The sequence below is a fragment of the Microbacterium sp. GbtcB4 genome, from assembly GCF_019091465.1.
Classification (GTDB): Bacteria; Actinomycetota; Actinomycetes; order Actinomycetales; family Microbacteriaceae; genus Microbacterium; species Microbacterium paraoxydans.
This window is the reverse complement of the sequence record NZ_JAGXJJ010000001.1, coordinates 762,219-777,370: the sequence shown is the minus strand read 5'-3', so window position 1 is coordinate 777,370 and position 15,152 is coordinate 762,219. Positions and strand designations below refer to the sequence as shown.

Below are 15,152 nucleotides of genomic sequence, written 5' to 3'. Positions count from 1 at the left end.
GGAAGCGGAGGTCGACGATGAGATCCCACAAATGGTTCACCCCGTGGCTGCTCCTCGCCCCCGCCGTGATCTGGGTGCTGGTGTTCGCGCTCTGGCCGTTCCTGAACACCGTCGTCCTCAGCTTCACGGACGCCCGCCCCCTGCGGACCCCGGAGTTCGTCGGCGGCGCGAACTACGAGCGCATGTTCGGCGACGAGATGTTCTGGAACGCGCTGACCACCTGCCTCATCTACGTGGTCGTGTGCGTGCCGCTGCTCACGGTCCTCCCGCTGCTCCTCGCCCTCCTCGTGCAGAAGAAGCTCCCCGGCATCTCGTTCTTCCGCACCACGTTCTACTTCCCCGTCATCGCCTCGGTCGTCGTCGTCGCCCTCATCTGGACCTGGCTGTTCGACAGCCGGGGCATCATCAACCAGACACTGGAGTTCCTCGGCCTCATCGATCAGCCGATGGCCTTCCTCGTCGACCGCTGGCTGCTGCTCGGCTGCGCGATCCTGCTCACGGTGTGGAAAGGACTCGGGTACTACATGGTGGTGTACCTCGCCGCCCTGGGGAACGTGGGCAAAGAGCTGCACGAGGCCGCGATGCTCGACGGTGCGAGCTCCTTCCGCCGCTTCCTCTCCGTCACGATCCCGTCCGTGCGCGGGGCGATGCTCCTCATCGCGGTGCTGATCGCGGTGTCCGCCATGCGCGTGTTCGCCGAGCTCGACGTGCTCTCCAAGAGCACGGGCGGCCCCGGCGGCTACGACATGTCGCTCGTGATGCTCATCCGCCAGGTGGGCTCGGGCCTGAACGGCAACATCGGCTACGCATCCGCGATCAGCGTGGCGCTGTTCCTCCTCACGCTCGTGCCGCTCGCGGCGATCGCGTTCATGAACCGCGAGAAGAAGGCGAAGGTCTCCGCATGACGACTCTGACGACGCCCCCGGTGGAGAGCACTCCGCCCGTGGAGGAGGCACCGCGGCCCGGCCGCGAACGCATCTTCCGCCGCCGCGGCTCCGGAGACTTCAGCAAGCCCACGCTCGGCGGACTCATCGGCCGATACGCGCTGCTGCTGTTCGTCCTCTTCCTCGTCATCGGCCCCTTCGTCTGGCAGCTCTCTACGTCGTTCAAGGGACCGCAGGAGAACATCTACTCCTTCCCGCCCGAGCTCATCCCCCGCGATCCGACGCTGCAGAACTACACGAGGGTCGCCGACATCGTCCCCGTCTACCTCTACGCCTGGCACTCGCTGCTCGTCTCGCTCGGCACCGTGCTCAGCAACGTGATCCTGGCCACGTTCGCCGGCTACGCCCTGGGCTGCATGCGCTTCCGCGGGAAGTGGATCGTCATGGGCATCCTGCTGTCCACGCTGCTGTTCCCCGGCGAGGTCACGGTCACCAGCAACTTCCTCACCATCCGCGCGCTCGGGCTCGCCGATACCCTGTGGGGCGTGTTCCTCCCGGGAGCGATCAGCGCCATGAACGTGCTGCTCGTCGCCACCGCGTGCCGCATGATCCCGAAGGACGTGCTCGACGCGGCGACCGTCGACGGTGCGACCACGTGGCAGCGCATCCGGCACATCGTGTGGCCGAACATCCGCGGCATGGTCTCGGTGGTGGCGATCTTCGCCTTCATCGGCGCGTGGGACGACTACCTCTGGCCGCTCATCGTGCTGTCCGACCCGGCGAAGTACACCCTGACCGTGGGCATGGCCTACCTCAACAGCAGCTTCTCGGTCGATCCGCGACTCATCGCGGCCGGCACCATGATCGCGCTCGTTCCGATCGTCATCATGTTCTCGTTCACGCAGCGCTTCTTCTTCAAGGGCGTGCAGGAGGGTGCGCTGAAGGGGTGAGCGCGCCGCTGCTCCGCCCGGACTCCGGTCCCGCGGATCCTCCGTCGTCGCGCGCGAACGCCGGAGTGCTCCCCGGCCCGGTCTTCGCGTACAGGTTCGACCCCTCCCGCGGGGCGCAGCGGATCGACGTCCCCAGCCTCGACGGCATCGTCCTCACGCCGGACACCGTGCTGCACTGGGCGTTCTACGCCGACGGCCCTGCGGCGACCCTCGCGCCGTGGGCCGGGCTCGCGGTCGCCGTCGACGTGCGGACCCCCGACGGCAGCCGGCTGAGCGACATCGCCGCCGTCCGCGACCGCTACGACTTCCCGCTCACGGCCGAGGGGCAGTTCGCCGCCCGGTGGAGCATGCCCGAGCAGTGGAACGCCGACAGCGTCGCCCTCGCGCCCCTCGCCGTCGGGAGGGGCACCGGGACGGGCACGGTCGAGCTCGTCCTCGGCACGGCCGAGCTGGCGAGCACGCCGGATGTGCCCGCCGAGGTCAGCGGCTTCGTCCAGGTCCGCGTCGAGGAGCGCCCTGCCCCCGACGATCTCCCACCCGTCGAGCGGGTCGACACCCGGCGCGGCTCCCACTCCGGCCCCCGCTTCTCCCGCGGGAACACGATCCCGGCGGTCGCCGTGCCGCACGGCTTCACCTTCGTCACGCCCGCGACCGACGCGGCGGACCCGCGCTGGCCCTATCGTCCGTTCGTGCACGACGATCCGCAGGGACGGCGTCTCGAAGCCCTGCAGTTCTCGCACCAGCCCAGCCCGTGGATCGGCGATCGCGCGGTGCTCCAGCTCATACCGTTCCTGGGAACGCCGACGTCGGACAGGGCGGCCCGGCGTCGCTGGATCGTCCCCGAGAGCGAGCGCGCCCGCCCGCACGAGTACGCCGCGGACCTCGGCGATGGGCTGCAGGTCGAGATGACCGCGACCTCGCACGCCGCGGCGTTCCGCGTGCGGTGCGAGGACCCGCACGCCGCCGTGGGGTTCGTGATCGACCAGCTCACGGACGACGGCCGACTCACCTTCACGGACGCCGGCTTCGAGGGCTGGATCCCCGAGGGGCCTGAGGGCTGGGGGAACGCGCCGCGCTGCTACTTCGCCGGGACCGTGCACAGCGCGTCGGACGTCGCGAAGGGCGCCCTGGACGACGACGGGCGTGCCAGGGTCGCGGGCTTCGTCCGCGCCGGGGGCGCCGTCGAGGTGCGGGTCGGGGTCTCGTTCCTCTCCGTCGCGCAGGCTCGGCACAGCCTCGCCCTCGAGGCCCCTCCCGCCGCCCCCTTCGACGAGCTCCGCGCCCGCGCGGCCACCGCGTGGAACCGCCTGCTCGGGCGCGTGACGATCCCCCCGCTCCCCGAGGCCGAGCGCCCGTTCCGCGGCCTGGCCGACGAGGAGCAGCGCGCCCGGATCGCCGCCGCACTCCACCGGATGCACCTGTATCCGAACACGGCGGCGGAGAACGCGGGCACCGCGGACGCGCCGGAGTGGCGCTTCGCCGACGTGTTCGCCGCGCGGACCGCCTTCGGCGAGTCGGCAACGGGGGCGCCGGTCGTAGAGGGCGAGCTCGTCGTCAACAACGGCTACTGGGACACGTACCGCACCGAGTGGCCCGCGCTCGCACTCCTCGACCCCGCGCTGGCCGGGCGCCTGCTGGACGGGCAGCTCGCCCAGTATCGCCGCGGCGGCTGGATGGCCCGCTGGAGCGCCCCCGGGTACGTCGACAGCATGGTCGGCACCTCGAGCGACCAGATCTTCGCCGACGCGGAACGCTGGGACGTGCCCTTCGACCGGGAGGCGGCGTTCGAGAGCGGGTGGCGCCACGCGTGCGAGCCGGGACCCGATCCGCGACGGGGTCGCAAGGGCATCGGCCGCGGGCGCTTGCTCGGCTTCATCCCGTCCGACGTGCCGGAGGGGATGAGCTGGAGCATCGAGAACGCCGTGAGCGACGCCGCCCTCGGCCGGTTCGCCGCCCGACTCGCGGCATCAGCGGCGGCGGACCAGGCCGCGCGCTATCGGGCCTTCGCGCGGTACTTCGCGAATCGCTCCCGCGCGGCGCGCGTGCTCTTCGACCCGGCGTCCGGATTCTTCCGCGGTCGCGCGGCGGACGGGTCGTTCGCGCCGGATTTCGATCCTCGGGTCTGGGGTGGCGACAACGTCGAGACGAACGCCTGGGGCATGTCGGTCGGCATGGTGCACGACGGGCCGGGACTCGCGGCGCTGCACGGCGGGCGGACCGGACTCGGCCGGCACCTCGACGCCCTCTTCGCGGAGCCGGAGACCGCCGACGAGCGCTTCGGCGGTGTGTACGGCACGGTCATCCACGAGCAGCGCGAAGCCCGCGCCCAGCGGTCGGGCATGTGCGCCCTGTCGAATCAGCCGGCCCACCACATCCCCTTCATGTACGCCTTCAGCGACCGGCCGTGGCACAGCGCGGGCCTCGTGCACGGCCTCGCGCGCCGCCTCTTCGCCGGTGCGCACATCGGCCAGGGCTTCCCGGGCGACGAGGACAACGGAGAGATGAGCGCCTGGTGGCTCTGGGCCGCGCTCGGCCTGTATCCCCTGGAGCTCGCTGCGGGGTCTCTGCGGATCGGGTCGCCGCTCTCGGACGACATCCGGGTCGCGCGCGGAGACGGCTCGTCGCTGCGCATCCGCTCGCGACGGAGCTCCCCCGAAGCCCACGTGCTGGAGGAAGCACGCCTGGACGGACGCCGGCTGCCCACCGCCGACCTCCCGATCGACGCACTCCAGCGAGATACGGTGCTCGAGCTCGTGTTCGGCACGGACCCGGCGCGCGCGTTGGAGAGCGGGGAGGACGCGCTCGACGCGGAGCCGTGGCACCGCGACCTCACGGGCGGAGAGGGAGAGGCCGTCGCCTCCGCGGATGTCCGCGAGGCGCGGCGCCTGTTCGACGACGGCGACCCGCAGGGTGACGAAGGCGTCAGGCTGCCGGAAGGCTCGTGGGTGGGCTGGCGATTCCCCTCACCCCGCGGCCTCACCGACATCACCGTCACGAGCCGCGGGCCCGTCGCGGCCGGTGTGCTGCGCGGGGAGGTGGAGGGGGCCGACGGTCGCTGGCACCCGCTCACCACGACGCACCTCGAAGGGCTGGCGCCCGATCGCACGACGCCGTTCGCTCTGGAGACGCGGGTCGTGACCTCGGCCGTCCGCATCCGCGCGGACGCCGAGGTCACGCTCCGTCAGATCGAGCTCTTCGATCTGGACTGACTCACCGCGCCGCTGCGCGGTGGACGGTCGCCTCGCCCTTCAGCGCCTCGGTGATGCCGGAGAGATAGGACGACTGGTTCGTCGCCGTGAGGTTGTACGCGACATAGACGCCGTACCCGTCAGCCACCGTGCGCTGAGCGAAGTCCGCGGCCGTCGTGGCGCTCGTGTTCGCGAGGTCGATGGCCGCGGCGCCGAGCCGAGCGCGGTCGTCCAGGCCCGGCACGGTGGGAGCCTCGTAGGTCGGGTAGTACGGGTTCCAGGCGTGATCGAGCACGCTGCCGGCGTCGAAGAGGCCGAAGTCCGTGGTCGTGTAGGACGGGCCGATGGCATACAGCGTGATGAGCTTGTCCGGCCCGAGCCGGTCGCGCAACGCGGAGGCCAGCCAGCCGAAGGACTGCGGGTTCGGCTGCGGGGTGCCGTTCGCCCCGTAGTTGCTCCACTCGTCGTCGAAGTCGATGCCGTCGAGGCCGTAGGCGGTCACGGTGTCTGCGAGCTGCGCGGCGAAGGCGTCGGCATCCGCGTACGACGTGAAGTTCGCGAAGCCGGCACCCTGGTGGTTTCCGAGGACCGACAGCAGCACCTTGGTGCCCTGGGCCTGCAGCGGGCGGATCTGGTTCTGCGCATCCTGCAGCGTCTCGGTGACCCGGTCGTTGAGGTGGAGGACCGCCTGCTCCCCGTCGTAGTTGATGTTCGCGGCGAAGATCATGGCCAGATCGGCCGCTGGGCGGCCCGACTCGGCGAGCGTGTAGTCCGCGACGTTCGCTAAATCGTTCGAGTTGACCTCGACGTAGACGGCGAGCTTCGGGTCGGCAGCGGCGGTATCGGCGACCGCTGTGGTCGAGGCGGCGAGGGCGGCGGCTCCAGCGGCTGCCAACGCCGCTGCTACCGCGATACCTCTTCTCAGGCGGGACGATCGTGCGGGTGAGGAACTCATGACGGGATCTTCTCCTTCGGCGTCGTTGTCGAGATCGGGTCGCGACGTCGCGACTCGCGGCCGACTATATCGCTTAAGCACTTGTGTCGGAAGGGGATGCTGGCGGTGCGCACCGATTCCGACGATGCTGGACGCATGCGCGCCCTCCGACTCCTCTGGCGGTACCCGGTCATCACGCTCACGGTCCTGGTCTTCGCCGTAGTCGGGGCGCTCCACGCCGCCGGGGAGGAGACCATCGGCCGATGGGTCGCGACGATCTTCGTGGCTGCGGTGGTCGTGTGGACGCTCATCGGCATGGTCCGCGACGTGCTCCGCGGCCACGTCGGACTCGACATCCTCGCCGTCGTCGCCATGGTGGCGACACTCGCGGTGGGCGAGTACATCGCGGCGCTCATCATCGTCCTCATGCTCTCCGGGGGCGAGGCGCTGGAGGACTTCGCGGGCCGCCGGGCCAAGCGCGACCTCTCCGCTCTGCTGGATCGCTCGCCGCGCAGCGCCCATGTGCTGACACATCCCGAGGATGCGGACTCGGACGCGGCGAGGGAGGTGCCCGTCGACGATGTGGCCGTGGGCGACGTCCTCCTCGTGCGCCCGGCGGAGATCATCCCCGTGGACGGTGAACTGCTCACGGACAGCGCGTCGTTCGACGAATCCTCGCTCACGGGCGAGAGCCTGCCCGTGACGCGCGGTGCAGGCGACGAGGTGCTGTCCGGCGCGATCAACGGCAGCCGGGCCATCCGCCTCCGCGCCCTCCGCACCGGCGCCGACAGCCAGTACCAGCAGATCGTCGCCCTGGTCGCCCAGGCCGAGTCCTCCCACGCGCCCATCGTGCGTCTCGCCGACCGGTTCGCGATCCCGTTCACCGCCGTCGCGCTCGTGCTCGCGGGGACGGCCTGGGCGCTCTCCGGCGACGCCACGCGGTTCGCCGAAGTACTCGTGCTGGCGACGCCCTGCCCCCTGCTGATCGCCGCTCCCGTCGCCTTCCTCGGCGGACTCTCCCGGGCGGCGAAGTCGGGCGTCATCATGAAGAGCGGTGCGGTGATCGAGCAGATCGCGCGCGTGCGCTCTGCGGCGTTCGACAAGACCGGGACGCTCACCCAGGGGAGGCCGGAGCTCGTCGACGTGCGTCCGGCACAGGGCTTCGATGCGGAGGAGATCCTGCGACTCGCCGCCTCGGCCGAGCAGTACTCCTCGCACGTGCTCGCCGACGGCATCCGTCGCGCCGCCTCCGCCCGAGGCCTGGCGCTGCACGGGGCGACGGAGGCGAGCGAGACCGCGACGAACGGGGTGTCCGCGACGATCGGCGGCCGCGCGGTGGTCGTCGGCAAGCCGGCGTATGTGGCGTCCCTCGCCCCGGACACCGTGCGGGCGGAGCTCGCGCCGGGACAGGCCGCCGCCTATGTCGCCGTGGACGGACGGTTCGCGGGGGCCCTGGTCCTCGCCGATGCCGCTCGCCCGGAGGCGCCCGCCGTGATCTCGTGGCTGCGGACGCATGAGGTCGACCGGCTCGCGATGCTGACCGGGGACGTGGAGACCACCGCGGCGTCGATCGGACGGCAGGTCGGGATCGACGAGATCCACGCCGAGCTCCTGCCGCCCGAGAAGGTGCGTCTGGCCGCCGAGATGCAACCACGGCCCGTGCTGATGGTCGGCGACGGTGTGAACGACGCCCCGGTGCTGGCAGCGGCCGACATCGGCATCGCGATGGGCGCGAAGGGAGCGACGGCCGCCGGGGACGCCGCCGACGTCGTCATCCTCGTGGATTCGCTCGCCAAGGTCGTCGACGCCGTCGCGATCGGACGGCACACCCTCCGCGTCGCCCTCACCGCGATCTGGATCGGGATCGGGCTGAGCGTGGGGCTGATGGTCGTCGCGATGACCGGCGTCATCCCCGCGGTCGTCGGCGCTCTGGTGCAGGAGCTCGTCGACCTCGCGACGATCCTCTACGCCCTGCGCGCGCTGAGCGGCCCGCCGAGCGACCTCCGCCCCTCCGCGTGAACGCTGTTCCTGCACTGCACGCGGTTCCGCTTCTCCCGTCCACCCGTCCCGTGTTCGCGGTCCTGCCGCTGCGGAATACCGTGACAGCCTGAGACCCCGGACTCAGACTGGAGGCATGACCGTGGACGACCCGCAGGTATGGACTCTGATCGGCGTCTTCGCCGCCGTGATGCTCGGCGGCATGACGCTCATGACGTCGCAGCTCAGCCGCGTGATCCGCGCGGAGGTGGACCGCATCGACGGAACCCTCTCCGCACGGATCGACGGCCTCGACGCCCGGCTGGGACGGATCGAGACGAAGGTCGACGATCTCGACAGGGAGCTCACGAACCTCGCGACGCGATTCTGGCGCTCGCAGTGACGAGCCCGCGGCCTCAGATCGAGACGTCGCCGACGAGGTTGACCTTGATGCCCATGCCGTCGAACATCGCGGCCTTCGCGATCAGCGCCTTGTCCGCGGTCTCGGCGTCGGGCACGTAGACGAGCTGCGCGTGGTTCGCCTTGTGCCGCGCCATGAACTGGTCGCGCGAGATGCCGTGCAGCACCACATGGGCGATCGGCCACTCCGGGTTCGTGGCGTCCTTCCGGCGCTGCGTCTCCTCCGCCGGCAGCTCGACGACCGACGCCCGGAAGATGTCCGCCTGCAGGACGCCCTCGGCGATGAACACCCGGGAGAGCACGACCTCGCCGGGCTTCGAGACGCCGTTGATCGTGGCGCCGCCGGCGGGGAAGAACACGTGACCCTGGCGCCACCCCTCCGCGTTCTGCCAGCCGCCGAGATGGGAGGCCGGCACCGAGCCGGAGATCTCGTACACCCATACGAACTGCCCGTCGTAGTCCTCGCCCCAACGGACGTCGTGGAGAGTGTTGTCGGGGACGAGCCCCATCGCCCGCCAGACGCGGTCGGTCACGAGCGCATCGACGGCGACGCCCTCGTCGGCCTCGTTGAAGTGCGGGAACGCGCGCCCCTCATGCAGCACGCGGGAGCCGTCGCGCGAGGTCACCGGCGGGCGCTCGGTGGAGTTCAGGATGCCCTCCGCCAGGTCCGACGCCGGAACGAGGTCCTTCAAGCCCTGCTGGTACTGGATGCCGACCGCGTCGAGGCCGAAGTCGTCGGCGATGCGGAGGGCGGCGATGTACATCTTCAGCTGCCACTGCACCTGCTCGCGGGTGAGCTCGGTCGCGGCGTCCTCGCCGTAGCGGAAGGTCATGCCGCGCTCGATCAGCCAGTCGTAGGCGGCGTCGGCCTCCTCCTCGGTCACGTTCAGCATCTCCGCGTAGAGGGCCGACTGCGACAGGCGCTCCTTGTAGATGCCGGTCTGGTTGAGGAGCTCGTCGTCGAAGATGGCGTTGTACATGCCCATGCAGCCCTCGTCGAAGACGCCGATGATGGCCTTCTCGGCGCGCAACTCCGCGGCGAGCGCCTCGCCGAGCTGCTTCTCCGGGCTGTCGGGCAGTGCGGGGAGCGGACGCACGTGGGAGGCGTCGTGGGTGATGGCGCCGGTCTCCGTCCACTCCCGGATGCCGTCGCGGAACCAGTCGTCGGTGAAGTCGACCGACCAGATCGTCGCGTACGGCTTGTCCATCTTCGTCAGGCCCGCGTTGAGGCCGAGGAGGCCGACGAGGCCGGGCCAGTCGCCCGCGAAGTTCGCCACCGTGAGGATCGGGCCCTCGTGCGTGCGGAGGCCCGCGAGCACGTGGTGCGAGTACTGCCAGACGGCCTCGGCGACGATGAGCGGCGCGTCGACGGGGATGTTCTTGAACACCTCGAGCCCCATGCGCTGGCTGGAGATGAAGCCGTGACCGGTCTCCGGGTCAACCTCGTTGGCGCGGACGACCGTCCAGCCGAGGTCGTTCAGCACGCCGGTGACCCCGGCCTCGAGCTCGACCTGGGTGGGCCAGCCGGCTGTGTTGGCCGACTCTCGGAGGTCGCCGGAGGCGATCAGGTACGCGGTCTTCGGCGCAGCGGTGGAACGGGATGCCGGGGTGGGCAGGGTGTAGGCGGTCATGAGTTCTCCGGGGTCGAGGGGGTGGGGGATCCGCCGCGCTGGGCGGCGGCGAGTTCATGGACGACGTCCTTCGAGCCGTCGTACAGGCGCACGTAGCGGTCGAAGAGGGCGTCGGCGAAGGGACGCAGCGCCTCGTCCGGGCGGACGGTGTCGGCGATGGGGTTCCAGTCGGTGATCGCGGGCGTGGCACCGTCGGCGGCCGTGGCCGTCGCCGCGAGGAAGGCGGCGCCGTAGCTCGCGCCGATCGTGGTCTGCGGCACCTCCTGCACGAGCCCGGTGATGTCCGAGACGATCTGCAGCCACAGCCGTCCCTGCGTGCCGCCGCCGACCGCCACGATGCGGCGGATGTCGGCGCCGGCGGCTCGCATGGTCTCGACGTTGTGACGTACGCCCAGCGCCGTGGCCTCGAGGGCCGCGCGATAGAGGTCTCCTCGGGTGTGCCGGAGGGTGAGTCCGGCGATGACCCCGCGGGCGTCGGGATCCTGGATCGGGGTGCGCTCACCGGCGAAGTACGGCAGCATCAGCAGGCCGTTCGCGCCGGGCCCCGACTCCTCGGCCTCGGCGAGCAGCGCCGGGTAGTCGGCGCCGGAGAGGTCCTTCAGCCACGCGGTGAGCGCTCCGGATGTGGACAGCCCGCCGGCGAGGTTGCGCGTGCCCTCGAAGGCGCCGGCCGTCGTCCACATCGAGGGTGTGCGGAGGGTCTGCTCCCCGGTCGCGACGAGGAACATCGTCGTGCCGTACATCAGCATGAGGTCGCCGACCTCGTGGGCGCCGACGCTCACCGCCTCGGTCCAGGCGTCGATCGTGCCGGTGATGACCGGGGTCCCCTCGGGCAGGCCGGTCAGGGCTGCCGCAGCGGCGGTCACGATGCCCGCGATCTCCCCCGCCCAGCGCAGCGGCGGCTGCTCGACCGTCCCGGCGAACCGCTGCCACCAGGGCTCGTGCCAGCGCTCACCCTCGATGTCGTACAGCGGCGAGACCTGGCTGGCGGACTGGTGGTCGAGGACGTAGGCGCCGGTGAGCTTGCGGGCCAGCCAGGAGGCGGGCATGTAGAGCCGCCGCGCGCGCTGCCAGGCTCCCGGCTCCTCCTCGGCGACCCAGGCGATCTTGGGCCCACCGGCCTGCGAGGTGAGGGTCGAGCCGCCGACGCGGGTGATCTCCTCGATGCCGAGCTCCGCCGTCATGCGCTCGATCTGAGCGGTGGAACGGGTGTCCACGCCGTAGAGGATCGCGGGGCGCACGGGCTCGTCGTCCTCGTCGGCGAGCAGGATGCACGGACCCATGCCGCTCACGCCGACGCCCACGACCTCCGCGTCGGGCACCGCGGCGAGAAGGTCCGCGGCCAGCTCGACGAACTCGTCCCACCAGATCCGGCCGTCCATCTCGACCCATCCGGACTGCGGACGGGAGACGTCGTGCGCGCGGGTCGCGGTCGCGAGGATCGTGCCGGCGGGATCCACGAGGACGCCCTTGCTGCTGGACGTGCCGATGTCCACCCCGAGGGTGCAGCGCATGGTCTCTCCTTCGATACCGACGATCCGTGCAGGCCTGCACCCAGGCTACGCGAAATCGATTTCACGACGCAAGGAGCTGACTGCTCCTGCACCACGAGGACCGATATCGAGAGTCTCCACGATCTTCGCCTCCGGCCGGAAAAACGCCGGTTCAGCACCGGAATACCGTGACATCCTGACCCCTCCGATCGAGACTGGAGGCATGCCCTTGAACGACCCGCAGGTATGGACGCTGATCGGCATCTTCGTGACGACGATGCTCGGCGGCATGACCCTCATGACGACGCAGTTCGGTCGCGTGCTCCGTGCGGAGATCGGCGGACTGCGGGGAGAGATGACCGGCGAGATCGGCACTCTCCGCACTGATATGACCACCGAGATCGCCGGCCTCCGCACCGACATGACCACCGAGACCACACGACTACGCAACGAGATCGCCGGCGTCCGCACCGAGATGACCACCGAGACCACACGACTACGCAACGAGATCGTCGCCCTCCGCACCGATATGATCACGGAGATCGCCGGCCTCCGCACCGAGATGACCACCGAGACCACACGACTACGCAGTGAGATCGGCACCCTCCGCACCGACCTGACCACCGAGACCGCGGGCCTCCGCACCGATACGACGAACGAGGTCAGCGGACTCCACGGGGCGTTGGCGGCGCTGCACGCGGCGATGATGCGCGAGGTCGGAGGGCTGCGCGCGGCGATGGGTGCGCTGCACGGAGCGATGATCGGGCTGCGTGGCGAGATGATCGGCCTGCGTGGCGAGATGACCGCACGGCTCGACGGCCTCGATCACCGCCTCGACCGATTGGAGGTGAAGGTCGACGATCTCGACAAGGAGATGACGAACCTCGCGGCGCGATTCTGGCGCTCGCAGTAGCGACGCTGCGTTCAGGCGCGCGCGGCCGCGCGCTGCACCTCGCCGGAGAGGACGATCGTCCGGGCCGGTTGCTCGTCGCCCTTGATCCGATCCAGCAGCATCCGCGCCGCCGTCACACCCATGAGGCGCGCGGGGAGCCTCACGACGGTGACGGCGGACGGCGACAGCGTCGTGAAGGGCAGCGACCCGATCACCGCGACGCCGAGCTGCGGCGGGGTGAGTCCGCGCTCCGTGAGGACCTGGATCGCGCCGACACCGATGAGGTTGTTCCCGGCGACCACCGCGTCCGGCGGCCCCGGCAGCGCGAGGAGCTCCTCCATGGCCGCGCGCCCGCCCTCGACGCGGAACGTGGCGAAGCGCTGGAGCGAGGAGAGGTCATGATCGGGATCCGTCGCCGAGAGCGCTTCCCGCCAGCCTTCCGCACGCTCCGCCGCGGTGTCGATGTGCGCGGGGCCACCGATGTACGCGATGCGCCGATACCCGGCGTCGAGAAGGCTCTGCGTCGCTGCGGCGCCCGCCTCCCGGTTGGCCATGACCACACCGTCGATGTCGGCGCCCGTGCGACGGTCCACCGCGACGACCGGCCGTCCCGTCGCCCGCACCGGCGCCAGATCCGAGTGCTCGTCCGCCGTCGCGATGATGACGCCCGACATGTTCTCGGCGATCGCGATCCGGAGGTACGTCGCCTCCTTCTCAGCCTGGGCGTCGGAGTTGCACAGCACGACGGAGTACCCCGCTTCGGACGCCGCATCCTCCACGCCGCGCGCCATCTCGGTGAAGTACGGGTTCTCGATGTCCGGGATCACCAGGGCGATGACTTCGGAGCTCTGGGTCCGCAGCGTACGCGCCGTCCGGTTCGGGGTGAAGCGCAGTTCTTCGGCCGCCGCCCGCACCGCCGCCGCCTTCTCCTCCGACACGCTCGTGCCGTTGAAGACGCGCGAGACCGTGGCCGGGGAGACGCCGGCCCGCCGCGCGACGTCGTAGATCGTGGCCATGGGCACCCACTGTAACCGGTTTCAGCCTCAGCTCTCCGCGAGGAATCGATCGAGAGTCGTTCCGAGAGCATCGAGCCGAGTCCGAGCCGCACCCGAGAGCGGTCGGAACGGACGACGACAGTCCCCCAGCGCTCCGGCACCTCCCGCACTGCGACCGGAGAGGTACTTCGCCGCGGGGAAGACGTCGATCGCGACGAGCTCGGCGATGACATGGTTGATCCGGCTCTGCACCCGCTGCGCTCCGACCAGGTCACCGGCGTCGAGGAGGCGCCGCGCCGCCTGGAAGAGCTCGACCTGGAGCCCCACGGTCGTGCCGATCGTCCCGCGAGCACCGGCGGCGAGCGCGGGCACGAACACCTCGTCGAACCCGTTGATGTAGGCCTTGTCGGGGAACGCCGCCTTCATGCGCTCGAGGGCGTACATGTTGTGCGCGGTCTGCTTGAGACCGATCACGCGATCGTCGCCCAGGAGTTCTCCGGCCGTCTCGAGCGTGAACTCGGTCCCCGTGAACTGCGGGATGTTGTAGACGATGAGCGGGAGGTCCACGGCGTCCAGCACCGCGCGGTAGTGGTCGAGGACGGCCTCGATGCCGAAGGCGTAGTAGATCGGCGGGATCATCGAGAGGGCGGATGCGCCGGCGCGCTGCGCCCGCCGTCCGAGTTCTATCGCCTCCCGCGTCGACAGCGCGCCGACGTGGGCGACGACGGGGATGCGCCCCTCGGCGGCGCGCACGGCGGTCTCCACCACCGCGGTCCGTTCATCCGCCGACAGGAGGAGACCCTCCCCCGACGACCCGCAGCAGTAGATCCCCTCGACGCCGCGGGAGACATAGTCCTCCACGAGCGTCGAGAGCAGTCCGGTGTCCACCGCCCCGTCCGCGTCGTACGGGGTGGCGATCGCGGCCATCAGCACCCCGAGGTCCGCCGCCGTTGTCACCATGCGGTCCACCCCCCGTCCACGACGAGGTTCGCTCCGGTCATGTAGCGCGAGGCGTCCGAGAGCAGGAAGACCGCGGCCCCGTTGAAGTCGGTCGCCTCCGCCATGCGTCCGATCGGGATGCGCGCCGTGTAGTTCTGCCGGAAGGTCGCGTCCTGCGAGTCCCGACCGACGCCGGAGGGCGTGAGGGTGTTGACCCTGATGCCCTGCCGACCCCAGTACGTCGCGCAGTAGCGCGTGAGGTTGTACAGCCCCGACTTCGCCGCCGAGTACGCCACCGGCTTCACGAACGGCACCCCGGTCTGCTCCTCCTTGTAGGCGTAGATGTCCTGCACCGGCGACACCATCCCGTAGATCGAGCCGACGTTGATGATCGAGCCCGGCTTTCCGGCGGAGCGCATCCGGGCACCGGTCGCCTGCGTGACGAGGAAGGTGCCGACGAGGTTCACGTCGACCACCTCCCGGAACACGTCGAGGGGGAAGTCCTCGAAGGGACCGGAGACCTCGGGTGGCGCGCTCGGCTGGGTGTCCAGACCGGCGTTGTTGATCACGCCGTCGGGCGCCGCACCCCACACATCGAAGATCGCGTCGAGGCCGGCCTCGACGCTGTCCTTCGAGACGATGTCCATGGAGACGCCGAAGAGGCGCGGGCTGTCGGCGATCTCGGGGAACGTCTCCTGCAGGCGCGCGGCGTCGACGGTGCGCGATGCCACGGCCACCCGGGCGCCGCGTCCGTGGAGCTCCCGGACGAAGGCCGATCCGATCTGGCCGAGGCCGCCGGTGACCAGGATGATGCGGTCGGTGAGGTCGAAGATGTCCGCCATGTCGTTC

12 protein-coding genes are annotated in these 15,152 nt (G+C 70.6%); 6 read left to right on the top strand and 6 right to left on the bottom strand.

All coding sequences use genetic code 11. The features are described from left to right. Positions 1-17: 17 nt before the first annotated feature. Genes KVS71_RS03680 through KVS71_RS03670 form a run of 3 tightly spaced genes read left to right on the top strand, consistent with a single transcriptional unit; the run spans position 18 to position 5,043 of the window. Positions 18-905, top strand: a complete 888-nt coding sequence (locus KVS71_RS03680; RefSeq protein WP_060922295.1) for a carbohydrate ABC transporter permease — start codon at positions 18-20, stop codon at positions 903-905. Then, positions 902-1,834: a carbohydrate ABC transporter permease gene (locus KVS71_RS03675; protein WP_060922287.1), complete on the top strand. Its 933-nt coding sequence runs from the start codon at positions 902-904 to the stop codon at positions 1,832-1,834. Before KVS71_RS03680 ends, KVS71_RS03675 begins: the two co-directional genes overlap by 4 nt. After that, positions 1,831-5,043, top strand: a complete 3,213-nt coding sequence (locus KVS71_RS03670; RefSeq protein ID WP_217583846.1) for a GH92 family glycosyl hydrolase — start codon at positions 1,831-1,833, stop codon at positions 5,041-5,043. The genes KVS71_RS03675 and KVS71_RS03670 overlap by 4 nt, the downstream gene beginning before the upstream one ends. A 1-nt stretch (position 5,044) precedes the next feature. On the opposite strand, the gene KVS71_RS03665 is transcribed toward KVS71_RS03670, so the two are convergent. Continuing rightward, the gene (locus KVS71_RS03665) at positions 5,045-5,917 is read right to left on the bottom strand and encodes an endo-beta-N-acetylglucosaminidase H (protein ID WP_217583844.1); all 873 of its coding nucleotides are present in this window, start codon (positions 5,915-5,917) and stop codon (positions 5,045-5,047) included. Between the two features lie 195 nt (positions 5,918-6,112). Between KVS71_RS03665 and KVS71_RS03660 the strand changes: the two genes are divergently transcribed. Together KVS71_RS03660 and KVS71_RS03655 are read left to right on the top strand one after the other, a co-directional pair. Next, on the top strand, positions 6,113-7,975 hold the full coding sequence (locus KVS71_RS03660; RefSeq protein ID WP_217583842.1) for a heavy metal translocating P-type ATPase: 1,863 nt from the start codon (positions 6,113-6,115) through the stop codon (positions 7,973-7,975). Positions 7,976-8,090: 115 nt separating this feature from the next. Next, positions 8,091-8,336 (top strand): hypothetical protein, encoded by a 246-nt coding sequence (locus KVS71_RS03655; RefSeq protein WP_217583840.1) that lies wholly within the window; start codon positions 8,091-8,093, stop codon positions 8,334-8,336. Positions 8,337-8,349: 13 nt separating this feature from the next. Here the strand turns inward: KVS71_RS03655 and KVS71_RS03650 are convergent, their stop codons facing one another. Together KVS71_RS03650 and KVS71_RS03645 are read right to left on the bottom strand one after the other, a co-directional pair. Then, the gene (locus KVS71_RS03650; RefSeq protein WP_217583838.1) at positions 8,350-9,984 is read right to left on the bottom strand and encodes a fucose isomerase; all 1,635 of its coding nucleotides are present in this window, start codon (positions 9,982-9,984) and stop codon (positions 8,350-8,352) included. Next, positions 9,981-11,498 (bottom strand): FGGY family carbohydrate kinase, encoded by a 1,518-nt coding sequence (locus tag KVS71_RS03645; RefSeq protein WP_217583836.1) that lies wholly within the window; start codon positions 11,496-11,498, stop codon positions 9,981-9,983. The genes KVS71_RS03650 and KVS71_RS03645 overlap by 4 nt, the downstream gene beginning before the upstream one ends. 202 nt (positions 11,499-11,700) lie before the next feature. Here KVS71_RS03645 and KVS71_RS03640 point away from each other — a divergent pair, with 202 nt between their 5' ends. Next, positions 11,701-12,390 carry a hypothetical protein gene (locus tag KVS71_RS03640; RefSeq protein WP_217583834.1) on the top strand — a complete coding sequence of 230 codons (690 nt, stop codon included), beginning with the start codon at positions 11,701-11,703 and terminating at the stop codon, positions 12,388-12,390. An 11-nt stretch (positions 12,391-12,401) separates the two neighbouring features. On the opposite strand, the gene KVS71_RS03635 is transcribed toward KVS71_RS03640, so the two are convergent. The 3 genes from KVS71_RS03635 to KVS71_RS03625 are packed head-to-tail and all read right to left on the bottom strand — an operon-like array spanning position 12,402 to position 15,145. Then, positions 12,402-13,385, bottom strand: coding sequence for a LacI family DNA-binding transcriptional regulator (locus KVS71_RS03635; RefSeq protein ID WP_217583832.1), 984 nt, complete (start codon positions 13,383-13,385; stop codon positions 12,402-12,404). A 27-nt stretch (positions 13,386-13,412) separates the two neighbouring features. Further along, entirely contained in the window at positions 13,413-14,324 is a 912-nt protein-coding gene (locus tag KVS71_RS03630) for a dihydrodipicolinate synthase family protein (RefSeq protein ID WP_105950854.1), read from the bottom strand. Next, a complete protein-coding gene (locus tag KVS71_RS03625; protein WP_217583830.1) occupies positions 14,318-15,145 on the bottom strand; it encodes an SDR family oxidoreductase in 828 nt (275 codons plus the stop codon). Before KVS71_RS03625 ends, KVS71_RS03630 begins: the two co-directional genes overlap by 7 nt. Positions 15,146-15,152: the final 7 nt, after the last annotated feature.